At 54.1% G+C, this 25,275-nt stretch carries 22 protein-coding genes; 15 read left to right on the top strand and 7 right to left on the bottom strand.

Annotated features, from left to right (window positions below; genetic code table 11):
- Window positions 1–16 precede the first annotated feature (16 nt).
- Both BM258_RS13805 and BM258_RS13800 read left to right on the top strand, forming a co-directional pair.
- Window positions 17–772, top strand: a complete 756-nt coding sequence (locus BM258_RS13805; protein WP_090073492.1) for a sulfite exporter TauE/SafE family protein — start codon at window positions 17–19, stop codon at window positions 770–772.
- 212 nt (window positions 773–984) lie between these two features.
- Window positions 985–2,613, top strand: coding sequence for an acyl-CoA synthetase (locus BM258_RS13800; RefSeq protein WP_090073234.1), 1,629 nt, complete (start codon window positions 985–987; stop codon window positions 2,611–2,613).
- A gap of 190 nt (window positions 2,614–2,803) precedes the next feature.
- On the opposite strand, the gene BM258_RS13795 is transcribed toward BM258_RS13800, so the two are convergent.
- Entirely contained in the window at window positions 2,804–2,974 is a 171-nt protein-coding gene (locus BM258_RS13795) for a YdcH family protein (protein ID WP_090073490.1), read from the bottom strand.
- A gap of 202 nt (window positions 2,975–3,176) precedes the next feature.
- On the opposite strand from BM258_RS13795, the gene BM258_RS13790 reads away from it, so the two are divergent.
- From BM258_RS13790 to BM258_RS13765, 5 genes are all read left to right on the top strand, one after another.
- On the top strand, window positions 3,177–3,383 hold the full coding sequence (locus tag BM258_RS13790; protein ID WP_090073232.1) for a YdcH family protein: 207 nt from the start codon (window positions 3,177–3,179) through the stop codon (window positions 3,381–3,383).
- Between the two features lie 267 nt (window positions 3,384–3,650).
- Entirely contained in the window at window positions 3,651–4,151 is a 501-nt protein-coding gene (purE, locus tag BM258_RS13785) for a 5-(carboxyamino)imidazole ribonucleotide mutase (protein ID WP_090073230.1), read from the top strand.
- Between the two features lie 27 nt (window positions 4,152–4,178).
- Window positions 4,179–5,261, top strand: a complete 1,083-nt coding sequence (locus BM258_RS13780) for a 5-(carboxyamino)imidazole ribonucleotide synthase (protein WP_090073228.1) — start codon at window positions 4,179–4,181, stop codon at window positions 5,259–5,261.
- A gap of 156 nt (window positions 5,262–5,417) precedes the next feature.
- The gene (rpsU, locus tag BM258_RS13775; RefSeq protein ID WP_090073227.1) at window positions 5,418–5,645 is read left to right on the top strand and encodes a 30S ribosomal protein S21; all 228 of its coding nucleotides are present in this window, start codon (window positions 5,418–5,420) and stop codon (window positions 5,643–5,645) included.
- Window positions 5,646–6,022: 377 nt separating this feature from the next.
- Window positions 6,023–6,862 carry a tetratricopeptide repeat protein gene (locus BM258_RS13765; protein ID WP_090073223.1) on the top strand — a complete coding sequence of 280 codons (840 nt, stop codon included), beginning with the start codon at window positions 6,023–6,025 and terminating at the stop codon, window positions 6,860–6,862.
- A 139-nt stretch (window positions 6,863–7,001) separates the two neighbouring features.
- On the opposite strand, the gene BM258_RS13760 is transcribed toward BM258_RS13765, so the two are convergent.
- The 3 genes from BM258_RS13760 to BM258_RS13750 form a co-directional block, all read right to left on the bottom strand.
- The gene (locus BM258_RS13760; RefSeq protein WP_090073222.1) at window positions 7,002–7,136 is read right to left on the bottom strand and encodes an aa3-type cytochrome c oxidase subunit IV; all 135 of its coding nucleotides are present in this window, start codon (window positions 7,134–7,136) and stop codon (window positions 7,002–7,004) included.
- A 153-nt stretch (window positions 7,137–7,289) separates the two neighbouring features.
- Window positions 7,290–8,708, bottom strand: a complete 1,419-nt coding sequence (locus BM258_RS13755; protein ID WP_090073220.1) for an ABC1 kinase family protein — start codon at window positions 8,706–8,708, stop codon at window positions 7,290–7,292.
- A 36-nt stretch (window positions 8,709–8,744) separates the two neighbouring features.
- Window positions 8,745–10,610, bottom strand: coding sequence for a M3 family oligoendopeptidase (locus BM258_RS13750; RefSeq protein ID WP_407062728.1), 1,866 nt, complete (start codon window positions 10,608–10,610; stop codon window positions 8,745–8,747).
- 414 nt (window positions 10,611–11,024) lie between these two features.
- On the opposite strand from BM258_RS13750, the gene BM258_RS13745 reads away from it, so the two are divergent.
- The 3 genes from BM258_RS13745 to BM258_RS13735 all read left to right on the top strand — a co-directional run bounded on the left by BM258_RS13745 (window position 11,025) and on the right by BM258_RS13735 (window position 16,885).
- The gene (locus BM258_RS13745) at window positions 11,025–12,644 is read left to right on the top strand and encodes a sigma-54-dependent transcriptional regulator (protein WP_090073218.1); all 1,620 of its coding nucleotides are present in this window, start codon (window positions 11,025–11,027) and stop codon (window positions 12,642–12,644) included.
- A 148-nt stretch (window positions 12,645–12,792) separates the two neighbouring features.
- Window positions 12,793–14,538, top strand: a complete 1,746-nt coding sequence (locus tag BM258_RS13740; RefSeq protein ID WP_175528070.1) for a L,D-transpeptidase family protein — start codon at window positions 12,793–12,795, stop codon at window positions 14,536–14,538.
- 361 nt (window positions 14,539–14,899) lie between these two features.
- Window positions 14,900–16,885 carry a peptidoglycan L,D-endopeptidase MepK gene (locus tag BM258_RS13735; protein WP_244544703.1) on the top strand — a complete coding sequence of 662 codons (1,986 nt, stop codon included), beginning with the start codon at window positions 14,900–14,902 and terminating at the stop codon, window positions 16,883–16,885.
- Between the two features lie 22 nt (window positions 16,886–16,907).
- Here BM258_RS13735 and BM258_RS13730 read toward each other — a convergent pair whose 3' ends face one another.
- Window positions 16,908–18,257 (bottom strand): outer membrane beta-barrel protein, encoded by a 1,350-nt coding sequence (locus tag BM258_RS13730; protein ID WP_090073214.1) that lies wholly within the window; start codon window positions 18,255–18,257, stop codon window positions 16,908–16,910.
- A gap of 289 nt (window positions 18,258–18,546) precedes the next feature.
- Here BM258_RS13730 and BM258_RS13725 point away from each other — a divergent pair, with 289 nt between their 5' ends.
- From BM258_RS13725 to BM258_RS13710, 4 genes are all read left to right on the top strand, one after another.
- Window positions 18,547–19,536 (top strand): KpsF/GutQ family sugar-phosphate isomerase, encoded by a 990-nt coding sequence (locus tag BM258_RS13725; RefSeq protein WP_090073212.1) that lies wholly within the window; start codon window positions 18,547–18,549, stop codon window positions 19,534–19,536.
- 224 nt (window positions 19,537–19,760) lie between these two features.
- Window positions 19,761–20,531, top strand: a complete 771-nt coding sequence (locus BM258_RS13720) for a MotA/TolQ/ExbB proton channel family protein (protein WP_090073210.1) — start codon at window positions 19,761–19,763, stop codon at window positions 20,529–20,531.
- 60 nt (window positions 20,532–20,591) lie between these two features.
- Complete coding sequence (locus BM258_RS13715; RefSeq protein ID WP_090073209.1) at window positions 20,592–21,446, top strand: OmpA/MotB family protein; 855 nt, start codon at window positions 20,592–20,594, stop codon at window positions 21,444–21,446.
- Between the two features lie 87 nt (window positions 21,447–21,533).
- Entirely contained in the window at window positions 21,534–22,616 is a 1,083-nt protein-coding gene (locus tag BM258_RS13710; RefSeq protein ID WP_090073208.1) for a cation diffusion facilitator family transporter, read from the top strand.
- A gap of 105 nt (window positions 22,617–22,721) precedes the next feature.
- On the opposite strand, the gene BM258_RS13705 is transcribed toward BM258_RS13710, so the two are convergent.
- Complete coding sequence (locus tag BM258_RS13705) at window positions 22,722–23,189, bottom strand: NfeD family protein (RefSeq protein WP_090073206.1); 468 nt, start codon at window positions 23,187–23,189, stop codon at window positions 22,722–22,724.
- 51 nt (window positions 23,190–23,240) lie between these two features.
- Complete coding sequence (locus tag BM258_RS13700; protein WP_090073204.1) at window positions 23,241–24,212, bottom strand: SPFH domain-containing protein; 972 nt, start codon at window positions 24,210–24,212, stop codon at window positions 23,241–23,243.
- 397 nt (window positions 24,213–24,609) lie between these two features.
- On the opposite strand from BM258_RS13700, the gene BM258_RS13695 reads away from it, so the two are divergent.
- Window positions 24,610–25,254, top strand: a complete 645-nt coding sequence (locus BM258_RS13695) for a PleD family two-component system response regulator (protein WP_090073202.1) — start codon at window positions 24,610–24,612, stop codon at window positions 25,252–25,254.
- Window positions 25,255–25,275: the final 21 nt, after the last annotated feature.

Genomic DNA, 25,275 nt, shown 5'->3' with positions numbered 1-25,275 from the left:
CAAACCAAGAATCGCCATGATTACCGATCTTTCATTCTACATCGCCGCAATTCCGGCCATCATTCTGGTGGGCGTTGCCAAGGGCGGTTTCTGCACTCCCGTAGCCATGCTCGGCGTGCCCATTTTATCCTTGATTATCTCTCCTGTTCAGGCTGCAGCCATTCTGCTTCCTATCTTGATCTGCATGGATTTTGTCGGTTTGATAGCCTATCGTGGCAACGCGAACTGGGCCGTCCTGAAAGCCATGCTCCCCTTTGCTTTGTTCGGCATAGCCCTTGGCTGGCTAATGGCGGGCTATCTGGATGAGCACATCATCAAATTCATGGTTGGCCTGACGGCCCTTGCCTTCGTTGCCGACTATGCCTGGCGTACGCTACGCAAGAAGACCATCGCCACGCGCGGCCCTGTTTCTGCGGCGGTCTGGGGCAGTGTCACGGGCCTTACAAGCTTCATCGCCCACGCCGGAGGCCCTCCCTACCAGATCCATACCCTACCTTTGGGCATGAAGCCTTTGGTGTTCGCGGCGACATCGGTCTATTTCTTCACCACGATGAACACGGTCAAGCTGATCCCCTATTTTGCCCTCGGACAGTTCTCGACGCAGAATCTCTGGACCACGCTGGTGCTTATCCCCTTTGCACCGATTGGCACCATGATTGGCATATTTCTTGTCAAGCGGATCAGCCAGGATGGTTTCTATCGCATCTCCTATGCAGCCATGTTCCTGATCGCCATTAAGCTGTGCTTTGACAGCGTCTCCCAACTTCTCTAGCCACGGACAGGATCAGTCACCAAAATCCTCCCCCACATTACAGCCCGCTCCAGCGGGCTTTTTTTTTGCAGGTAGTGGTAATCCGTTCCACGCGGGCAAGATCAAGAACCGGTCAAAAAGAGCCGAATGGCCAATTGAATCAAACCCGTTCCTCAGTTTTGATGGAGAGTAGGAAAAAAGCATAAGAAACCAGCAAGAGGAGGAATAAGGACATGACTGGCAAACGCTTTTCAACGCATCTTGATCAGAACCCAGCCAACTATGTACCCCTTTCTCCGGTTTCATTTCTGGAGAGAGCGGCAACGATCTACCCTGAGCATACAGCCTGGGTGCACGGAGCACAGCGCACAAGCTACAAGGATTTCTTCAGACGGTGCAGACAGTTGGCCGCAGCCCTTAGCGCAAGAGGTATAGCTCAGGGCGATGTTGTCTCTGTCATGCTGCCCAACGTCCCGCCCATGCTGGAAGCGCACTATGGTGTGCCCATGATCGGCGCTGTGCTGCATACCATCAACACGCGGCTCGATGCCGCCCTGATCGCCTTCCAGCTGGAGCATGCCGCCTCCAAGGTTATCATCGTCGACAGTGAATTTGCCGCAGTCATGCGTGCTGCCATAGATCTGGTCGACATAGACCCGATCATTATTCAATATCAGGATTCCGAGTTTCGGGAGGAGGCTCCCTTCATCGCTGAGCTGAGCTATGAGAATCTGGTTGCAGAGGGCAATCCCGATTTCATCTGGCCGGGTGTCGAGGATGAATGGGACGCCATTTCCCTCAACTACACCTCAGGCACAGCCGGAGACCCCAAAGGCGTGGTCTACCACCACCGGGGCGCTTATCTCATGGGCTATTCCAATCTGATCACGGCTGAGCTGGGCAAGCATCCGGTCTATTTGTGGACGCTCCCGATGTTCCACTGCAACGGCTGGTCTTTCCCATGGACGCTCTCACTGGTTGGCGGCACGCATATCTGCCTTAGGCAAGTGCGGGCAGCACAGATCTTCGAAGCCATAGAGACCGAACAGGTAACCCATCTTTGCGGTGCGCCAATTGTCATGTCCATTCTGCTTGCCGCCAAAGAAGTGGAAAAGCGCCCGCTAGAACGGGAAGTCCATTTCATCACCTCCGCTGCGCCTCCGCCTGAAGACGTCATGACAGGCATGCAGGCCCTCGGCTTCCGCCTCACTCATGTCTATGGCCTGACGGAAACTTACGGACCTTCCGTCATCAACGAATGGAACGAGAGCTGGGATAGCCTGACAAGCGAAGAACAGGCAGTCATGATGAAGCGACAGGGCATACGCTACCCTGCTCTTGAGGGCCTATCGGTCATGCTTCCCCACACAATGCAGCCCGTGCCAGCCGATGGCGAAACGCCCGGCGAAGTGATGTTCCGGGGCAACACACTCATGAAGGGCTATCTGAAAAACGAAGGCGCCACCCATCAGGCCTTCTATGACGGCTGGTTCCATTCAGGCGATCTGGCGGTTGTGCACCCTGATGGCTATCTGGAATTGCGTGATAGATCCAAGGAAATCATCATTTCCGGCGGCGAGAATATCTCTTCAACCGAGGTTGAGGATGCCCTCTACAAGCACCCTGCCGTAGAAGAAGCCGCGGTTGTTTCCATGCCCGATGCAAAATGGGGAGAACGCCCCTGCGCCTTTGTCGAATTGACCGAGGGACATGACGCGAGCGAAGACAATCTCATCACCTGGTGCCGCGATCATCTGGCCCATTACAAGGTACCAGAACGCATCATTTTCGGAGAATTACCCAAGACGCCGACCGGAAAAATCAAGAAATATGTCTTGCGCAAGAGAGCAAGAAGTCAATAGCGTGACAATAGGTCACGGTCAAGCAACGCGCCTTTGCGCGATGTATTCCCCCTTTTGGCAAGATGGCTATCTTTACCAGCACTTAACCTTTTCAAGTTCAACAAATTTATCGGTAAGTATCAGAAAAACTGGACAACAAAAAAGCCGCGGAAGAAAACCGCGGCTTGATCAATCAAGATGAATATCTGGATCAGCTGGCAGTCCTAAGCTGCGCGATCTCATCTTTCATACTTAATTTTCGTCGTTTCATCTCCGCTATCTCAAGGTCATCGACAGAAGGGTGGGCGATGGCTTCCTCAATTTCCTTATCCAATTCATCATGCTTACGCTGCAATTCTTGGATACGAGAATCTAACGACATGAACACCTCCATAGGTTCGGTTGAGACACTTTAATTGTGTCATACATATTACATACTGTCGACTCTCTATTTTTTAAACAGATAGGCCAAAATAAATTTTTACCTTTGATTTCATCTTTCGATGTAGCATATCGTCGCTCTTGCATTGTCATATCATATAATTTATTGAAATAATTGAAGATTATCAACTCGGCACAAAACGATGACACCAGAAAAAGAAGCTCAAATTCGCAACAAGCTCACGCATCTGAGAACAGAGCATGGCGACCTCGATCTGGCCATTCAGGCCCTTGAATCCCGCCCTGGTGGAAACGCTTTGCCGATACAGCGCATGAAGAAGAAAAAACTCCTTTTGAAGGACGAAATCGAGCGTCTGGAGAATGAACTTTTTCCAGATATCATCGCCTAAAATAGCGCACCCCATCTTCGTCAAATTGCTCCCCGATCAGCAGCATTTCGCACATCTTTGTACACATATTTCGCCTTGTGCCTGATATGAACTTGACTATACTGCGCGACTTCCGCACCACGGGGGCAAATCCGAGGGAAATGCTCCGGTTCCGGAATAGACAAACGTCCTAAATGACACCGACCATGACTTGGCACATTCTTGGGAACCCAGACTGCCCTTGAGGTGTTACAGTCTTAACAGCATATTTCCCGGGAGGCCCCATTCATGGCACATTCTGACTGTCCAGTAGCGATCATCATGGGGAGCCAATCCGATTGGCCAACGATGAAAAATGCCGCAGACATTCTCGACACTTTGGGTGTCGGCTATGAGGCGAAAATCATTTCCGCCCATCGTACGCCTGATCGCATGGCAGACTTTGCCAAGGCCGCCCGCGCGGATGGTTTCAAAGTCATTATTGCTGGCGCCGGTGGTGCTGCGCACCTGCCAGGCATGACAGCCGCCATGACCTCCCTACCGGTTTTGGGTGTTCCGGTCCAATCCCGCGCCCTTAGCGGACAGGATTCCCTTCTCTCCATCGTTCAGATGCCAGCGGGCATCCCGGTGGGCACGTTGGCCATCGGTCGCGCAGGCGCCGTCAATGCAGGCCTCATGGCCGCAGCCATTCTGGCTACCCATGACGACGATCTGGCGACCCGGCTGGACGCATGGCGCAAGGCACAGTCTGATTCCATCGCGCTGGCCCCGGTCGACGAAGAGGCTTAACCGTTCAACAAAAAAGGCACCTATGACATGCTTAATCCCGGCGATACAATCGGCATCCTTGGTGGCGGCCAGCTGGGCCGTATGATGGCTTTGGCAGCCAGCCAACTCGGGCTCAAGACCCATATCTATTGCCCGGACCCGGATAGCCCGGCCTTCGATGTCACTGCTTATCACACCTGTGCGGACTATGAAGACGAAGAGGCTCTGGAAGCCTTCGCCCAGTCCGTCCAGCGCGTTACCTACGAATTCGAGAATATCCCCGCCCCGACGGTGGAATTTCTCAAGAAACGTTTGCCCGTACTGCCTGACGACAATGTCCTCAAGACATCGCAGGACCGCCTGACAGAAAAGAAATTCTTCCAGTCCATCGATGTCAAGACAGCCAACTTCCGCGACATAGCATCTCAGGAGAGTTTGCAAGAAGCCGTGGAAGCCATGGGGCTCCCTGCCATGCTGAAAACCCGTCGCTTTGGCTATGACGGCAAGGGGCAGGTCTTTCTCAAGAAAATAGAAGATGTTGAAGGCGCCTTTGACGCCATCGGGGCGCAACCGGCGATTCTGGAATCCTTTGTGCCATTCGAACGCGAAATCTCGGTCATCGCCGCGCGCAATGAAAAGGGACAGGTTGTCTCTTATGATATTGCCGAGAATGTGCATAAGAACCAGATTCTCGACACCACAACCGTACCAGCGGATATTAGCGAAGGTGTCGCTGCAGAGGCCCGCAAGATCGGCGAGAAGGTGGCCGAGGCGCTTGATTATATCGGCGTATTGGCGGTGGAGCTTTTCCTCTTGCCAGAGACATTCGAACGGCGGCTGATCGCCAACGAAATGGCGCCAAGGGTGCATAATTCCGGCCACTGGACCGAAAGCGCCTGTCTGGTTTCCCAGTTCGAACAGCATATCCGCGCTGTCGCGGGCTGGCCACTGGGTGATACCACACGCCACAGCGATGTTGTCATGACGAATCTGATCGGCGATGACATCGAGCGGCGCGAGGAGCTACTGACCAATCCGGCAACCTCTTTCCATTCTTATGGCAAGGCAGAAACAAGAGACGGTCGAAAAATGGGACATAGCAACCATATCAAACCGATAAAGAGCAGCTAATCTCCGACTTTTCGGTGTTTTTTCCTCAAAACAGACCACTTACTATGGACAAGCATCCATCGGTCTGGTAGAACGCCGATCAAAGTTCGGGCGCTGCCGAGGCGGTGACCGATTTTTTTTAGAAAATCCACACATCACGAACTTAGGGATTGACGCGTGCAGGTACTCGTCCGCGATAACAATGTTGATCAAGCCTTGAAGGCGCTGAAGAAGAAACTCCAGCGTGAAGGCGTATTCCGCGAAATGAAAATGCGGAATTTCTATGAAAAACCTTCCGAGAAGAAGGCCCGCGAAAAAGCTGAAGCCGTGCGTCGTGCACGCAAGCTGGCTCGCAAGCGCCTTCAGCGCGAAGGTCTGCTTCCGTCCAAAGGCCGTGGTCATTAATATCCTTGCGCGGAGCCCTCTCTGCGCAATGCGATAGACACAGTCTTCATCGGATTTGGCGTCCCAAATCTTGGAACGCCTGCAGAGCTGTCTCAACCTGTCTTGTAATATATTACGAGCGCGCAGGTGCGATGAATCGAAATCAGGTCCCCGACGGGGCCTGATCTCGTTTTATTGGCTTGACTAGCCGACATAAGCAAGGCTTGATGAGAAAGCGATGCCATTCCGGCTCCACTCCCTTGCAAGCATTTTTATGCTGAATTTTGTAGAAGAAACATATTTCAGTGAAGTCTGCCCCAATTTGGACAGACTGGGCTGCAAGTTTCGGACCGGATATTAGAAGCTTCTGATTTGCGAAAACCGAACGAGGTCTCATAATGCTTTGCAAGCAACATATCAAATCGTTCCTTGCCGTTACGAGCCTATGTGTTGCGCTGGCCGCATGCCAAACCACCGGCATGGAAAACAGCGCAGATTTCGATCGCAATGCAGGCACGGCAGACAATATTGAATCACTCAACCGGGTGATCGCCGGCAGCCCCAACGACCCGAATGCCTATAACATTCGCGGTACAGCCTATGGGCGTTCCGGACAATATGATCTTGCCTTGCAAGACTATACCCGCGCCATTCAGCTGAACCCGAACTTCCATCAGGCCTATGCAAACCGGGCTCTGATTCACAAGAAGATGGGCAACATGCAGGCTGCCATGGCTGATTACAATCAGGCCATTGCGCTCGACTCGACTTATGACGTTGCCCTTATTGGTCGCGGCGATATTTTCCGGGTTGAAAATCAGCTGAGCCGCGCCGTATCTGACTATAATCAGGCCATCATTGCCAAGACGCGCGACCCGCGCGCCTATTACCACAGGGGCCTGATTTTCCAGCAGCAACGCAATCACGCACAGGCGATCGAAGATTTCACCTTTGCGCTCAGCTTGGACGCCTCCAATCCGGATGCCTTCAACTCGCGCGGCGTTAGCTACCTCGCACAAGGCGACATGCGCGGGGCTCTTGGCGATTTCTCCAACGCTGTCCGCATGGATCGGGACAATTATCGCGCTTGGACCAACCAGGGCATCGCGCTGGAAAAAGCGGGCAATTATGAGAAGGCGTATGATTCCTATTCACGCGCCAAAGTCATCAATCCGAACTATTCCCCCGCAGTGAACGGCATGAACCGGACTCGCAAGCTGCGTTTTGCCAAGAAATAGAGCTTTCAGCTCAACTATTTGAGAAGCAAGGCTAGTCACCCCTGTCAATGCAACGGGCCGACATGAAAAGCGCGCCAGCCATACAGCAGCCGCACCGCATCTTCCAGATCTGACTTTATCGCTATATCGCACTTCTGCCCTACAAAAGCGTAATCGCCATCAGCAAAACAACCCCAACGCTGAGTATGGTGCCATATTTGACTAATCCGATAAATCGATCATAGGTGCGATAATGCTCGGGATAGTCCATGATCTTGTTCGTCTGGTCGTTCATTTCAATTCCTCCTCAAGAAGCCTATTGCGACAAATTAGCACACCCAAAACCCCATGCAAAGCCAACCTATCGAAGGGGGCTGCAACAAAAAACGGGATCTCGTGAGACCCCGTTGCCATTCTTATTTCCTGTATTCCACAAGAGCGTTGTCTATCAGTTCTCTGGCCCGAAAGAAGGATCAAGATTGTTGGGAGATGCTGGCAAATGGCGCCGTGCATTGCTCACCCGCTCTTCGGTAAAATCCTCGATCTGCTCATTGAACAGCTTATAGAAATTAAGCTCCGCCCCCAGATGCAGGAACACGCCACCGAGCCCGATGGCAGCCCTATCCATGAACACGAACTCCCGCGGCACGGTAATCGGACCCAGCCGCCTGAATTCTTGATGCACCTTGAAAGCCTGCTTACGGCCATATTCAGCCGGACTGACACCATCGGCAATCGAGCGCACCCGGTCATCCAGCATCGGCCCATAAATAAAGCGAGCCCATAGATTGAGCGCATCAATCAATTCATCACTGAGATTGGAAAAGCCCCAGCATTCATAGGCATGCACGATCTGATCGCGATCATCCTTTTCTAGACCGTGATAAAGATCGACAACCCCTTTAACGAAGCGCGGGGTAAAGATGCGGATACAGCCATAATCGAACAGATTGAGCCCGCCAACCTCCCCTGCCTCTTCAAAGGCGGAATAGTTGCCCAAATGCGGATCACCATGGATCACCCCATAATGGGCAAAAGGATACCACCATGCATGAAACAGCCGTTCGGTGATGAAATTGCGCACTTCCTGACTATGCTGCTTGTAATCAAGCAGCTTGCGCCCGTTGAGCCAACTCATGCTCAGAAGACGCGGCGTTGATAGGTCAGAGTAGAGTTTGGGAACGCGGATACTATCTTCGTTTTTGAAGACCTCGGCATAAAGGCTCATGTGCCAGGCTTCACGCACATAATCGAGCTCTTCGCGCACGCGCTCAGCAATTTCTGCGCTCATCTCCCGCGTGTCCACTGCCGATTGCATGGAGCGATGCAGGGCAAAAACCATATTGAGCTGCTTGAGGTCGGCCTCAACCGCACTTTCCATATCCGGATATTGCAGTTTGCAGGCCAGCACCGTTCCATCTTCATGCAAGGCCTTATGTACCTGCCCCAGAGACGCAGCCGCGGAGGGTTCATGATCGAACTCGGCAAATTTTGAGCGCCAGCCAGCCCCGAGCTCCGAGCGCATCCTACGCTTGGTAAAGGCCCAGCCCATCGGCGGCGCATCGGACTGAAGCTGCGCCAGCTCGGCAGCATATTCAGGCGGCACCACATCGGGTACGGTGGCAATCATTTGTGCCACCTTCATCAGCGGTCCCTTGAGCGTACCCAGCACCCGCGCCAGATCAGCCGCCTCGCGCTCGATATCGCTGGAGCTGCCACCGAACAGGCGAGACCCTGCGGCCCGCGCCACAAAGCCTCCCATGCCTGCATTCACGCGCGCATAGCGCTTCAAACGGCGACCAAAACGATTTTGGTCATCGTAAGATGCATCATCATCATTCGGGTCAAGAAGGGTGTCATCAACCATTTGTCACAAGCACTCCAACTCCGGCCCCAACGTTCCTTATGCGTTTTCCAGCGCTTCCAGTTCGTCGATCAGGCCTTCAACTACAGCCAAGCCTTTGGACCAGAAATCCGGATTCCGCGCATCCAGCCCAAACGGCGCCAGCAATTCGGAATGATGCTTGGTGCCGCCCGCCTTGAGCATGTCGAAATATTTATCGACAAAGCCCTCATTGCTGTCCTGATAGACAGAATAAAGCGAGTTCACCAGACAATCACCGAATGCATAGGCATACACATAGAATGGGGAATGGATGAAATGCGGAATATAGGCCCAATAGGTCTCATAGCCCTCACCCAGCCGAATGGACGGCCCCAGACTGTCTGCTTGTACGCTCATCCAGATGTCGCAGATCTCATCGGAGGTCAATTCTCCTTCCTTGCGCGCAATATGCAGCTTGCGTTCATAGAGATAGAAGGCAATCTGGCGCACCACCGTGTTGAGCATATCCTCAACCTTGCTGGCGAGCATGGAACGGCGCTCTTCTGTCGTCTTGGTCTTGGCAAGCAATGAGCGGAAGGTCAGCATTTCACCAAACACACTGGCCGTTTCTGCCAATGTCAGCGGCGTTGGTGCCATCAGGGCGCCCTGCTTGCCAGCCAGAACCTGGTGCACACCGTGGCCCAGCTCATGGGCAAGGGTCATCACGTCGCGTGGCTTGCCCATATAGTTCAGCAGCACATAAGGGTGAGCGCTTGGAACGGTCGGATGCGCAAAAGCACCCGGCGACTTGCCATCACGAATGGCAGCATCAATCCAGCCCTTGTCAAAGAACTGCTCGGAAATCTCGGCCATCTCGGGCGCAAAACCTGCATAGGCTTCCTGAACAATGGTCTTGGCTTCAGGCCAATTGATCGTGCGCATTGGCACTTTTGGAAGAGGTGCGTTGCGATCCCAATGATCCAGCACATCCTTGCCGAACCACTTGGCTTTGAGCGCATAATAACGATGGGAAAGACGCGGATAGGCATCTTGCACAGCAGCCACCAGCGCATCCACCACTTCGCGCTCGACACGGTTTGCCAAATGGCGGCTGTCTGCCACATCTTCAAAGCCGCGCCAGCTGTCAGAAATGGCCTTGTCTTTGGAAAGAGTGTTGGTAATCAGTGCGAAGGTGGAAATATTTTTCTTGAAGGTCACGGCCAGCGCTTCAGCGGCAGCCTTGCGCTTGGCTTCATCACTGTCAGACATCAGGTTCAATGTCTGCTCAATGGCCAGCTCCTTGCTCTCACCGTCAGTCTCAACAGTGAAGCGCAAGCCGGCCATGGTTTCATTGAACAATCGGTTCCAGGCCATGCCGCCGGTCACGGACTTCTCATAGAAGAGTTTTTCCAGTTCGTCAGAGAGCTGATATGGCTTTTCCATGCGCAGATCATCAAGCCACGGCTTGTAATGGGCAAGCGCTGCGCTTGAGGCAATGGCTTTGTCCAGTACGGCATCCTCAACGCGGTTGAGCTCCAGCTCGAAGAAAAGCAGCAAGGTGGAAATCGTTGTCAGGCGCTCCTGCGCATCGCCGTAGAATTTGGCAATTTTCGGATCGGTGGTGTTGCCGTTATACATCAAGCCAGCATAGGAAATCAGCCTGCCCATGCGCTCTTGCATCGCTTCGTAGCGTTTGAGCGCTTCAGCAAGCTGCTCACCACCCTCGGCCAGTCCATCCGCCAGCTTGCCCTGATAATCGGCAGCAAACGCTTCGGCTTCGCTTTGCGCCAGCTTGTAGTCTTCCTCGATCGCCGGATCGTCGAGCCCCTTATAGAGATCATCCAGAGACCATTCCGGCAGGACTTCTCCTGTCTTGTCAGCAGCGGCTGCGTCGGAAGTGGCGAGATGGGCGTCAAGCGAAGATCGAAATAAGCGTTCAGAGATCATAAGGGCATCCAGCAATAAAGTGAAAGTGTCTGAAACCGGATCAAGCTCCGGCAGTCGAAGAACCGACTTCTCTAAGATAGGAATTCCTGCCTCAAGGTCAAACATCTAAATCGTAAGAAATCAGGATAAAGGCGTATAACCCGCATTCACTCCCAGATACAGGCCAGATATCGGTCCGAATGTCGGCGCAGAGGCCGCGCAATCAATCATTTAATCAAATATGAACATATCTCTCCCTCCGCCTTCGCATTAACGCGCAATTAACCGATTGCGCTCATCGTGGTTCAAAATGAAACAGATCGCATTCATGATGCGAGAATCGCCGCTGCCAGATAGCACAGTCGGGGCCCATGTATTATCGCCCCCCAAAAGAGCAAGGCGATCAGACAGAAATCAGCCATCGAGGGCAAGATGAACGAACGCATCCTGATTGTTGACGATGACCCGGTGCAAAGACGCCTGCTCGAAGCTGTGGTCGAGAAGAGCGGCTTTGAGACGGCCTGTGCTGAAAATGGCGAACAGGCACTTGCCATTCTGCAAGAAAATCCTTCCACCCATTTTGATCTGATCATTCTGGATCTGGTCATGCCCAATCTGGACGGCATGGGGGTGCTTCAGGCTCTGCAAAAGACAGACATCAAGGCACCGATCATCGTACAAACAGCCCATGCAGGAATCGACACTGCGGTGAATGCCATGCGCGCAGGGGCCTTTGACTTTGTCATCAAGCCGGTTGCCCCCGAGCGCCTGCAAGTTGCCATGCGCAATGCCCTCAAGGTCAATGCCCTTGAGGATGAAATCACCCGCATCCGCTCCAAGCGCGACGGCAATCTCAGCTTCAAGAGCATCATCTCTTCAAGCGATACGATGGGGCGCGTCATCAATCTTGGCCAGCGCGCGGCAAAATCCCATATCCCCATTCTCATCGAAGGGGAATCCGGCGTCGGCAAGGAACTGATAGCCAAGGCAATCCAGCATGCCTCTGATCGTTCCAGCAAACCTTTTGTCACGGTCAACTGCGGCGCCATTCCCGACAATCTGGTCGAAAGCATTCTTTTTGGCCATGAGAAGGGGGCCTTTACCGGCGCCAACGACAAGCATATCGGCAAGTTCGTCGAAGCCAATGGCGGCACGCTGTTTCTGGATGAAGTGGGGGAATTGCCACTCGACACGCAGGTCAAGCTTTTGCGGGCTTTGCAAGAAGGCGAGATCGACCCGGTCGGTGCCGCCAAGCCGGTGAAGGTCGATTTTCGCCTGATCTCGGCGACCAACAAAGATCTCATCCAGTTGGTCAAGGATGGCAAATTCCGCGAAGACCTGTATTACCGGCTCAATGTCTTCCCCATCCGGGTGCCGCCTCTGCGTGACCGTAAGGATGACATCCCCGCCCTCACCCGCAATTTCCTTGCGCGCTTTGCCGCCGAGGAAGGCCGCAAGAATCTGACGCATGTGACGCCCGAGGCCCTCTCCCTGCTGCAAAGCTATGACTGGCCCGGCAACATCCGCCAGTTGGAAAACACGGTCTTCCGTGCCGTCGTGTTGTGTGACAGCAATCAACTGACTGTGGATGAATTCCCGCAGATCGCCAGTCAGGTCAGCGCCTTCAGTGCGTCCATCGTCAAGGCCCGTTCGCCCAACCCTTCCGAACTGGCCTATGTGGAGCAGACAGAGCCTCAATCAGCCCCGTCAATGCCCGCATCACCGGCCTCCCAGCCGGAGGCGGGCGGCCATGAAACCATACTGACCAGACCTATCGACCCCACGGCACCAGATCCGCGCCACGCCGCGCCCTCTCCAGCACCATCAGCCCAGCAGCAAGACCCATGGGGCTTTCTCAGGCTGCTCGATGAACAGGGGAACATACGCCCTCTGGCCGAACTGGAAGCGGAGATCATCAAACGAGCGCTCGAACACCACGACTACCGCATGTCCGATGTTGCGCGCCGCCTGGCAATCGGCCGTTCTACGCTCTATCGCAAGCTCAAGGAATATGGGCTGGATCAGGCTGATGATAACGCTGCCGCGTCCTGACCGATCATCGGGATCGTTGCAGGAAGGCTACACACGTCAACGCGATCATGTTCATGTCGCAAATGTGATGAGAAAAAGATTGCATCAAACGTATATTGGACTCAATAACCTTGCTTAGCTTGATTCACTTACGTGCGGGATAATGATGATGAAACCGACTCTTGCAGCTCTTCTGGCATGTGCCATTTGCCCGACGAGCGCAGCTCTGGCAACGCCGACAGCCAATGAACCCACGGCCCAGCCGGTGGTTCTGTTTGGAGAAGAACCTGCCGATCCCGTTGCCACGCAGATCCAGGATCAGATCAGAATCCAAAGCGTCATTGATAATATGCACCGCGTCACACTGGGCGCGATTGATCAGCAGGCCGATCAGGATCTGGCCGATGCGATCTCCGCCGCCATCGACACCATGCCTCAGGCGCCGGACTTTCTGACAAAGAGAGACAATGCTGCCCTTGTCGCCTTCTATGAAGAGCGCGCCTTCGCGCCTGCGTGGTTCAACAATGGCGAATGGACAGCCAAAGCCCGCAAGCTGATTTTCAATCTCGCCCGCGCAGAACGCGATGGACTTGATCCATCCGATTATAAAACGCCTTCGTTAGCGACTTCCCGCAAAAAAGGCACGAGTGCGGGCGCCATAGCCAAAGCCGATCTTGCCCTTTCTCTGGCTCTGACGCGCTATACGCGCCACGCTTATGCGGGCCGGGTTGATCCGCGTATCTTCTCCAAAAAAGAAGTGACGATCAAACCGCATTATCCTGATTCCATTGATGCCCTGAACCAGATTGTCAAAGCCGACAATCCGGTGGCAAAAATGCGCAGCTATAACCCCCAGCACAAGGGCTTCCTTGCCCTACGCGCGGAATATAATCACCTCAGGGCACAGGGCAGCGAAGATGACACGCCGCCGATTGCCTCCGGCAAGAGCCTGCGGGTTGGCATGCGCGATGATCGCGTGCCCCTGTTGCGCCGCAAGCTGGGCCTTGCTGCCGCTAAAGATGAATCGTCAAACACGCTCTACAGCAAGGAGCTGGCCAAGGCCGTCGAAACCTATCAGTCCGACAACGGCCTCATTGCAGACGGCATCGTAGGCAACGCAACCCTTAGCGTGCTCAACAACAATCGCAGGGATCTGATTGCCGACATCATTGCGAACATGGAGCGCTGGCGCTGGCTGCCCCGCGATCTGGGCGACTTCCATGTCATGGTGAACATCCCCACCTACAACCTTGAAGTGGTCAAGAATGGCAAAACCATTCATGAAACCCGCGTTGTCGTTGGCAAGAAGGCGCATAAGACACCGGTTTTCTCCGATGAGATGGAATATGTGGTCGTCAATCCATACTGGAACGTGCCACGCTCTATCGCGTCCAAGGAACTGCTTCCCAAGATCAAGGCAAATCCGGCAGCCTTTTTCTCCAACCAGAATTATCAGGTTCTGGCCAGCGTCAAAGGCCGCACTCAGGTCATCGATCCTTCCAAACTGGACTGGGATCGCGTGGAAGCCGATATGGTGCGCCTGCGCCAGACTCCGGGAACACGCAACGCTCTGGGGAACATCAAGTTCATGTTCCCCAACCAGCATGCGGTCTATCTGCATGACACCCCATCCAAAAGCCTGTTCAATCGCGATTATCGTGCCTTCAGCCACGGCTGCGTCCGAGTGAACAAGCCATTTGAATTTGCCGATGTGATTCTGTCCCAGACTTCAAAATGGGATGCCTCCCGCATCAAGGCGATGCTGGGCTCCAATGAACGGCGGGTTAATCTGACTAAGAAGATACCGGTGCATCTGGCCTATTTCACCACATGGATGTCTCATGAAGGCACCCTGCAGCTGCGCTCGGATATCTATGGGCACAATGCAAAAGTCAAAGCAGCTCTGGGCCTGTAAGCCTTTAAACCTTTGTTAATCATGACCAGGAAGGCGCGCTTTTCAGTGCGCCTTTGCTTTGTTTTGCCGCATTTCAACAACATACTGGCGAAAACACCATCAAGACATCAGCATTTCACATCAATATTCGCTTCCATTTCGGTTTCATTTACCAATTGCTAAGCATAATATTGTCGAAGTAGAGCTGATTTTCTGCTAAACCTGTTTGGGTGTTGGCAGAAGCAAGACGCGTTCACGTTCCGGGGCAGCTGATGAAAAGCAGCTCTTGTGGGGTGAGCGCATTTTGACATGGAAAGGACCGCAAGGCCAGGTGATTGAGCCGGTTGATGCTCCTTCCTGTTGACCAGATATTGGATGTCCAGTGGCCAGACAAGCATCATTCCTAACAAGAAGCCAGCCTGCAACCGAGGCCAGCCATTCAGCCAAGAGCCCGTTCAGCCTCCTTTCAGGCCATGCCCTGACAGGCCTGTTTGTGCTGCTCAGTGTGCTTATGCTGATGATGGCGTCACAAGCCAACGCCTCATCGCGCAGTCTACGCCTGTCCAACGCCCACACCAAGGAAACAGCCACTATCACCTATAAGCGCAATGGCAAGTTTGATGCTGATGGCCTGCGCAAGCTCAACCAGTTTCTGCGCGACTGGCGCCGTAACGAGAAAACCGAAATGGATCCGGCCCTCTTTGATCTGATCTGGGAGGTCTACAAGAAAACCGGAGCCAAGCAGCCGATCACCGTTTTCTCAGGCTACCGTTCACCCGCGACAAACGGCATGTTGCGCTCGCGCAGCAAAGGCGTAGCCAAAAACAGCCGCCACACCATGGGGCAGGCAATGGACTTCTACCTGCCCGGCGTACCACTGGCGACCATCCGCCGCGTTGGCCTGCAAATGCAGGCTGGTGGCGTTGGGTATTACCCCGGCTCCCGCTTTATCCATATCGATACTGGCAATGTGCGCCACTGGCCCCGCATGACGCGCAAACAGTTGGCCAAGGTCTTCCCGGACGGGGTAACCGTGCATGTGCCTACCGATGGCAAGCCCTTCTCTGGCTATAAACAAGCTAAGATACAGGTGGATAAGCGCAAGGCGGAAATGGCCCGTTCGACGCGTTCGGTCCGGCGCTTTACGCAATATGCCTCGGCAGCCCCTGCGGCACCGAAAAAAAACCTGACCCGCACGCAAGTGGCCTCACTGGCGCGCAAGGAAGAGGAAAGCAAAGGCGGCCTCTTGCAAACGCTCCTTCGGCAAACACCCAAGGAGCCGCCAAAGCCACAATTCTCTAACGATGAACCTTTGAGCGATTCCGATCCGGAAGCCGTGGCTGACGAATTGCTTGAGGAATCCCCATCGGCGCAGGCCCTGCTCCTGCCGCAAAGCCTCTCCACCCTGCCAAGAGTGCGCCTTGTTGAAAGCACAACCATCAATCTGGCCCAAGCAGAACCAACAGCTGAAGCCAATGCAGACGCGGCGATTGATCAAACATCGGCCGAGAGTGACCAGACGCCAGACAGTGCGCCAATCCAGTTTGCGTCCCTGCCGCGCACCAGACCGGACACCCTTTTCGGCGTCCGCTATCAGCTTGCCAGCGCAGAAACAGCGCCGCTACCAGCTGAGCAACAGATGGATGCGCAGCAAACAGACAACACCGTCAGCACCAACGCGCCGAGTGGGATTGTGACCGAGGAGCCAGCACAGGAAAGCGGGTCCTCACCGGCTGAAGCGCCTGAACAGGTTCAGATGGCTTCGCTCCCGCGGGCACGCACCCAGCTCTCACCGCAGCCGCAAGCCGACGCAACACGCGTCGCAGCCCTGCCCCAACAACAGGCACAGACACAAAATTCAAAAGCAGTACTTGCCCAAATGGTTGGCAGCAAGGAAGAGCCTACGCCAAACCGCTTTGCATACGCTTCAGCTGGCAACACATTCCTCTCCACACTGCCATCGGACAGCCCAAGAGAAAATACTAACAAATCCGGTCCGGCCCAAGCAATCGAGCAGCAACAGGCAAGCCTTGCCAGCGCGCTTGATGCAGCGCCTCTGCCAGAGCCGCGCGCACAGGTTTCCCGCTCTGATGCCACCCCGTCAGACGATGAATCCGATCAGCTGGCACGCCTGACCTTTGCTTATGGCCCGTCGGGCATGGCTCACTTTGCCCATATCAAACAGCCAACCAGCACGGCAACATTTGCACGCCTGTCACGCCCGACGCCAAACAATCTGCGCGCGCTGGTCTACAAGCCGCATAGCATGATCAATCAGGGCTTTGGACATCAACTGGCCCACAGACTTGATGACATGCATTTTGAAGGCCCGGCCATCGCCCGGCTCGCTGTGCGTCGGTTCAATTGATCCGGAAAGAAAGAATGTCTTCTCAGCGCTGAAGCTTGAGACCAACGCGAACAGTGTTGGTCTCGGTGTCTTCGCCCACCCAGTTGCTTTCGCGTTGGGAGCGCTCAATACTGGCGATGAGCTGGAGATTGCGATTGAAGGAGTAGGTCGCATTGAGCGTAGCGTCAAACACCCAGTCACGCCGACTTAACCCGTTATAGCTCTCGCGGCTGATGTCACCGCTTGCGGTAAAGGTCAGGTTACGCAAAACAGCATATTCGGCAGAAGCGCTCACCCGATGTGTGGCAACGCTGCGGGCTGCTGTTGCCGTAGAGGTCAGCTCTGTCTCCAACCCACCACGAATGGTCCATAGCCCGTTGGGTGACCAGACCAGACTGGCGTCGGCAAACAGGGTTGTATCGCCGGACTGGCCAGCCTGTTCGGGATCCCAAGCGACAAGTCCGGCAGAAATCTCGCCCGAGAGCTTCTCGCGATTGACAACCTCGATACCGATGGCACCGCGTAGGCTATTCCCATTCTGACGATTATTTGTATCGCTATATTGGCGGTGAGAGATCTCTGCATCGATAAAGGGCTTTACCTGATCGGTAACGGGCACACCGATGCGCGCGCCCAGACGATAGGTGTCATAGTCACGGCTGGATTCCCCTTCATAGCGCAAGGCCCCCACAGATCCGCGCAATTGCAGATCCAGCTGCCCCAGCCGCTGATCAAGGGTCGCACCAGCGGAAAGACTGGTTTCATAGGTCGCCGCCTGTCCGGTGGCGTTCAACTCCACACTGCTGTCTTCCTGCAGACGGGAAAATGAACCATCCAGTGTCAGTTCGGTTTCAGAAGCCAGCTCAAGCCCCAGTGCGGCGCTCAACGACTGATCACTCTCCGGCTTCCTCTGAGGGGTGTCATAGGCGGTCATGCCAGCTCGGCCGGAAAGCGAGAGGGAATGCCGCATCCAGTCGGATTCAACCCGCAATTCGAATTCGGGATTGACCGTCCGTCCTTCCTGCCCGACAGCAGAAGCATCGACATTATCGGTCAGCTCCCCCCAAAGGGTGAGAGATGGATAAAACAGGAATTGCCCGACACGCACACCAAGAGGGTCATAAGGCCCCACAGTCTGACTGGTGGGGCCTGTGCGCCCCTGCTCTCTCTGAACCGGACGGTTGACACGTTGAGAGGGCTCAGGCACAGCCTCCTTGCCCGTGGCATCTTCACCTGACAGAAAACCGGCTCCTTCAGCGTCGACAGCCCCATTGTCCTTGTAGCCGGTGCGGAGCGCTGCATTGGACACAGAATCAGAGAGGCTCTGCCCCACAGCCGGAGACAAAGGCAAACAGGCCGAAACCAACAAGCCGGAGATGAGTATTTGCCGCATGCCTGAGCGCCCTGCTACCTGTGTGCCGAGTTACTGGACCTGCCACCGAAGCCGCAGTCACATGCTTTTCACGGTCCTTTTCAGGCAGGCACCAAACGCCTGAAAAGAGTTTTCAAACCTTTCCAGATCGTAAAGAAATTTGGTTAACAACTCCTTGCCAACAAGGTTGCCTTAAAAGCACCCAATTCTGGTAAAAAGGATACCGCGAACAAACCTTAGACTCCCTTTTCTTCAGCATCTCGATGGTATAGAACACGACCCATACTCAGCTGAACCATCAGGACAATCCATGTTTACCCAGTCGCAAGGCGAGACGATTTCGCCAATCAATTCGGCCCATAACACCATCAACAACGAAATCGAAGGATTGAGCGCCCTGCGCGATGCTCTGAATGGCCCTCTGAAGGCGCCCTTTCAGGAAGCGATCTCCATTATTCAGGCAGCCAGAGGACGCGTCATCGTCACCGGCATGGGAAAGAGCGGGCATATTGCACGCAAGATTTCCGCCACGATGGCCTCAACCGGCACCCCATCCTTTTTCGTTCATCCTGGAGAGGCCAGCCACGGTGATTTGGGCATGATCCGCGACATGGATGTTGTTCTGGCCATGTCCTGGTCCGGCGAAACAGCCGAATTGGCGAGCATCATTTCCTACACCCGCCGCTTCAAGGTTCCACTGATCGGCATGTCGGCCAATCCGAACAGCACGTTGGGCAAACAGTCAGATATCCACCTTTGCTTACCCAAAGTGGAAGAAGCCTGCCCCCATGGTCTGGCGCCAACCACATCCTGCATTCTGCAGCTCGCCTTGGGCGATACACTCTCCATTGCCCTTCTGGAAAGCCACGGCTTCACGGCCCATGATTTCAAAATCTTCCACCCCGGTGGTAGCCTGGGTGCGAGCCTGCAATATGTCCGCGACATCATGCATACCGGCGACGCACTGCCCCTCATCGCAGCAGACACCCGTATGAGCGAAGTCATTCTGATCATGTCGCAAAAAGGCTTTGGCTGTGTGGGTGTGCTGGACGACAACGGGCATTTGCAAGGCATGGTCACAGATGGTGACTTGCGTCGTAATCTTAGAGACGATCTGTTGACGCGCCCGGTTTGCGACGTCATGACCAAAGATCCCAAAACCCTGACGCCAGACATTCTGGTGCCCACCGCAATCGAAATGCTGCACAGCGCGGCCATCATGTCTATCTTCGTGGTTGAAGACAAACGACCTGTCGGTCTTGTGCATATGCACGATTTCTTGCGTGCAGGCGTCGCCTGACCTGTGGATTTCTCGCAGCGACGCTACGGCCAAACCATTGCATAAATGGATGAATCCGGAGCGTCTGCAACCGTGTTATCTCTTTGGTAACCCTAATAGAAATTAATCATTAAACTCGCGTTTTTCAGCAATCCATTAGCAATCCATTAGAGCTGTTTCCATAGACTGCCAGATAAGAAAAATGGCAGTGGACCCAAGGTCCTCAAATTAGTCAGGAAACAGCAATGGATATTGCAACGCTTATCGGTATGGTTGCGGCATGTGGCGTCGTTGTAACCGCTATCCTTCTGGGCGGCACACTCGGGCAGTTCATTGATATTCCATCCGTCCTCATCGTGGTTGGGGGCGGATTGGCTGCGACTCTCATCCGTTTTACACTCGGCGGCATCGGCGGAGCGATCATGACCGGCGGCAAGGTTGCCTTCAGCGGCAAATCTGCCAATCCCCGTGAGATGATTGAAAAAATCACCGAGCTCGCTGACGTTGCCCGCAAAAGCGGCCCTCTTGGCTTGGAAGGTGTCGACGTTGACGACCCCGTGCTGGCCAAGGGAGTGCAGTTCATCGCCGACGGATACGAACCGAACTTCATCCGTGAAAGCATGGAACGGGAGCGCGATCTCTACATCGAACGCCTGCAGGAAGGCAAACGCTTCTACAAACAGTTGGGCGACGCCGCACCAGCCTTTGGCATGATCGGCACCCTCGTCGGTCTGGTGCAGATGCTCGCCGCCATGGATGACCCGTCGGCCATTGGCCCGGCCATGGCGATTGCCTTGTTGACGACCCTGTATGGCTCCCTGATTTCCAACATCATCTGCATTCCCATTACCGACAAGCTCGACGCCAAGCTGGACGGGGAAGACCTCAATCAGACGCTGATCATTGATGGCGTCATGCAGATCCGAGAAAACAAGAGCCCGAACCTCATCCGCGAAATGCTACTGGCCTATCTGCCAGAAAAAGCACGCAACGAACTTCTGGACGAGGCCGCTTAAGGCAGCCCGTCCCTAAAGACCGCATAACGAAGCGAACCGAGACGAGAAAAGAGCAAGGCGATGGCAAAGAAAAAACCACAAGGCGGAGGCGGTGCTCCCGATTGGTTGGTGACTTTCTCCGACCTCATGTCTCTGCTCGTCTGCTTTTTCGTGCTCATCATTTCCTTTTCCATTCAGGACAATGAAAAGCTGCAGGTCGTTGCCGGCTCCATGAAAGACGCGTTCGGCGTAAAGCCTGTCATGCGGAAAGCCGGCATGATCGAGATCGAAGGCATGCCGGTGCGCCAATATATCAAGGAAGTGGCCGCCGTCCCGCAGGAGAATGACTCCGACTATTCCCAGGAACGCCATGATCAGCGCACCAAGCAGGGACCGGAAGCCAACACCCACGATATCGAAAAGACCGAAATTGAAAAGCCTCGCATGTTTGCCACGGCCGCAGCCTCCTTGCGGCAGGCATGGCAGGAGCTGCCGGAAATCTCCGAGCTTTCCAAGCATATCATCATCGAAGAGCAGGAAGATGGCCTGAACATCCAGCTGGTGGATCAGGATGGCCGTTCCATGTTCGCCGAAGGGTCTAAGTTCCCGTATGACTTCACCCGTCGACTGATCGTAGCCATGGCGCCCGTTTTGGCCAACATGCCAAACCGGATCAAGATCACCGGCCACACGACCGCCTCCAACGTACCGGTTAACACCGGCTATACCGGTTGGGAGCTTTCCGCGGATCGGGCCAATGCTGTGCGCTCCATTCTGATGGAACACGGGCTTCCGGCAGATCAGATCTTCGGCGTGGTCGGCAAGGCCGACTCCGAGCCTCTCTTCCCCAATGATCCCTATCTGGCAGCCAACCGTCGCATCTCCATTCTGTTGATGAGCGAGGCCCCTCCTCTGCCGCCAACGCACCAGCCCTAAGCGTTAGACCAGATTTGCAATTATTCTGAGTATTAGATACAGATATAAACTGACACTGATACTGACACCTACTTGCACTCTGGTCCCATGCATATTCATCATCTGAACCAATGGAAGCATGATCACGTCTTTCTGGACGCCAAAGCCAGCGCGGCCAACGAAAAACGCGTATTCTATGTTGTCCTTCTGACGTTCGTCATGATGCTGATCGAGATATCGGCGGGCATCATCTTCAATTCCATGGCTCTTCTGGCAGATGGCTGGCATATGGCCACCCACGCGGGAGCGCTTGGCCTTACGGTGTTTGCCTATCGCTATGCCAGAAATCACGCGAAAGATCGGAAATTCACCTTCGGGGTAGGAAAGGTGGAAGTTCTGGGCGGCTACACGAACGCCATTCTGCTCGGCATCGTAGCTTTGTTTGTGGCCTATGAATCCATCGATCACATGATCAACCCACGCGCTATTGCCTTCAACGAAGCCATGCTGGTGGCCTTCGTCGGCTTGCTGGTTAACGTTGCGAGCGTCTGGTTATTGGGTGACAATCATCATCACGGGCATAGTCATGGTCATTCGCATGATCATAGCCATGATCATCACCACCACCATCATGATACGCATGATGATCACGATGATCACCACCATAGCCACGACAGCCATGCGGCTGCCCATCACAGCCACGATGAACACGCCCACGGTAAAAACCATGATCGCAATCTCAAGGGCGCCTATCTTCATGTGCTGGCCGACGCGCTGACCTCTGTTCTGGCGATTGCGGCGCTGCTCATGGGCAAGCTTTTCGGCTGGACATGGACCGACGCTCTCATGGGATTGGTTGGCGCGGCTCTCATCGGCCGCTGGTCCTTCCTGCTGATAAAGGAAACCGGCGGCATCCTGCTGGATCGCGTCAGCAAAATGGATCTTGCCGACAGGATCAAAGCAGAGATTGAAAACAGAGCCGACAACCGTGTTGTTGACCTCCATGTCTGGTATGTCGGCGCCAACAAATATGCCGCGATCGTGGCACTGGTCACCCACTATCCAAGAGCGGTGGAGCATTATAAAGAAATGCTGGCCACCATTCCCGAACTCGCCCACACCACAGTGGAAATACACAAATGCGAAGGGGAATCTTGCATTGAGGTGAGCCCGCAAGATCGCAGAGCCTGACCCTGCGAACACAGCCAAAGAAAGAAAGCCCCCGAAAAGACCATGCTCTTCGGGGGCTTTCTTTATTCAACGACCTTGTCTGACTTAACGAGCTTCTCTGACTTATCAGCTTTGACTGTCAGGACCGACAAGGACGACCTCGAGTTCCGTCCCCTCTCCGCCGATCACCTTGATGCGGCTCCCGGCGGGGCAATCAGGGCCGGAGATACGCCAGTAGCTGTCGCGTACCTTGACCCGGCCATGGCCATTCACAATCGGTTCGTCCAGTTGATAGACATCACCAACCAGCGCTTGGGCCCGATCATTGAGCAGTGGCTTGTCCGTGCCACTCTTGGCCGTCTTGCTCAGAATGAAACGCCCCACGATGACAGAAAGCAGCGACAGGACTGCAAACAGAATGAGCGCGCTTTGCCACCCGAAATCGATCACGAATGACAAGCCGCCCACGATCAGTGCCGCCACGCCAAACCAGAGGAACATGGTCCCCGGCGCCAATATTTCCAGCACCAGCAATATCACGCCCACAACAACCCAGAACCATGGCCCCAGCACCACCATCCAATGTGCAATCATTGATCCATCCTTCAATTGCCGAGCCCGTAAAGCCCCGATGCAGCCATCCGATCAGTCTTCCTTGACCGTGGGCACGCGTCCAGAACGCGCAGGTGGCGTGCCATCCTTGCCAAACACCTGTTTGCTCAATTCACCTATGCCACCAAGAGCGCCCAGAATGGATGTCGCCTCAAGCGGCAGCATGACGACCTTTTGGTTCGGAGCCTTGACCACTTCGCCCAAAGTATCGACATATTTGCTGGCAACAAAATAGTTGATGGCCTGAATGTCCCCCTCGGCAATAGCCTTGCTGACCACTTCAGTCGCCTTGGCATCCGCCTCGGCAACACGTTCTCTGGCTTCAGCAGCCAGAAACTGTGCTTGTCGCTCGCCTTCAGCCTGCAGGATCTTGCCCTGTTTTTCCCCTTCAGCTCTCAGAATGGCAGACTGTCTATCCCCTTCAGCTTCAAGAATGGATGCGCGCTTTTCGCGCTCTGCCTTCATCTGACGTCCCATGGCTTCCACAAGGTCTGTAGGCGGGTTGATGTCCTTGATCTCGATGCGGGAAATCTTGACGCCCCATGGAGCTGCCGCTTCATCAACGACATGCAACAGACGGGAATTGATCTCATCGCGATTGGAGAGCAATTCATCCAGATCCATCGAGCCCATCACGGTTCTGATGTTGGTCATGGTCAGGTTGAGCAGAGCCTGTTCGAGATTATTAACCTCGTAGGCGGCATCAGCGGCATTCATCACCTGATAAAAGGCCACGCCATCCGAGGTGATGCTGGCATTATCGCGCGTGATAACCTCTTGGCTGGGCACATCAAGCACCTGCTCCATCATATTCATCCGGGCACCAATCCGGTCGATAAACGGCACGATCAGCGACAGCCCAGGTTTCAACGTCCGCTTATAGGCGCCAAACCGCTCGATGGTAAAATTATATCCCTGAGGTACGGTCTTCACCCCTGCAAGCAGGATGAGAATGAACAACACCACTAGGACGATAACAAAAATATCAAATCCCGTAATATCCACTGAACGATCTCCGATGTGAGAGGAAGACAAAAGATGCGACCATTATGAAGATTGTATCTTACGCCTGAATTACAAACGACGCACTTGCCAATTCCGAGTGTTGTAGCAGGTTGACAAAGCAATGGCTTTGAAAAAATGCCCTTCCCTGTTTAACGAGCTCCAATGCCTGAACAAGCCCCATTGGTTCCAATTGTTTGGCAGAACCATACCAACAAAAGCAAAAGCCTCGGCTCTCTGACCTTCAGGTTTACTGAAACCAACAAATCATTCAAAAATTCCGATATTAGAAACAATCTTGATGACACATCAAATAATTTACCGATTTTTAGTTGTCATTGTAAATTATGACAAGAGAGCAGATGGGGGTCTGCTCACAAACAGAAAGTGGGGACGACTGATGCCGACTGCTGTTCAACATGGCTCTGCCGTGATTGTCGATGGCAACACGTTTCAGCGCAAGCTGCTGCGCTCGGTCTTGCGCACGTCGGGGTTCATTCGCGTTGCGGAATTCGACAAACTCGAATTCGGCCTTGATGAAGCCAAACGTACGTTTCCGAATTTTCTCTTTCTTGACTACAACACAGCTTCCAGTTCCGAATTACTCAGAGGGCGGCCGGATATCAGCAAAACCTATTTAGGAGAAGCGACCTACCTGATTTTTATCATGGAGAATCCAACCCGCTATCGTGTCACCAGCGCTATCGCCCATGGCGCGCACTGGATCATTTCTCGCCCCTTCTCGACGAATGCCCTCAATGCCAGAATCAGAGCTGTGATGAATCCGGACCATCTGGATACCAACGCCCCAGTGGCCAGATCGCTCAAAGACAATCAGGCACAACAGGCAGCCCGCATTGCCAATCGCGATCTTGATCCTGTTTCTCTCACCAGCATAACCTCATCATCGCGCCCTATCCAGCAGGATGACTTTTTCGAAAATGACATGTTCGATGATTATGACGAAATCTTTCAAAGACGAACCGCTAGTGGCCAGTCTGAGAAAGAAAAAACCAAAGCCGAAGCAGATGCATTCCTGATCTAGCTCCCCTCGTTTCATCAGTTT

The organism is Cohaesibacter marisflavi (assembly GCF_900115225.1).
Classification (GTDB): Bacteria; Pseudomonadota; Alphaproteobacteria; order Rhizobiales; family Cohaesibacteraceae; genus Cohaesibacter; species Cohaesibacter marisflavi.
This window is presented reverse-complemented; position numbering and strand designations above follow the sequence as displayed.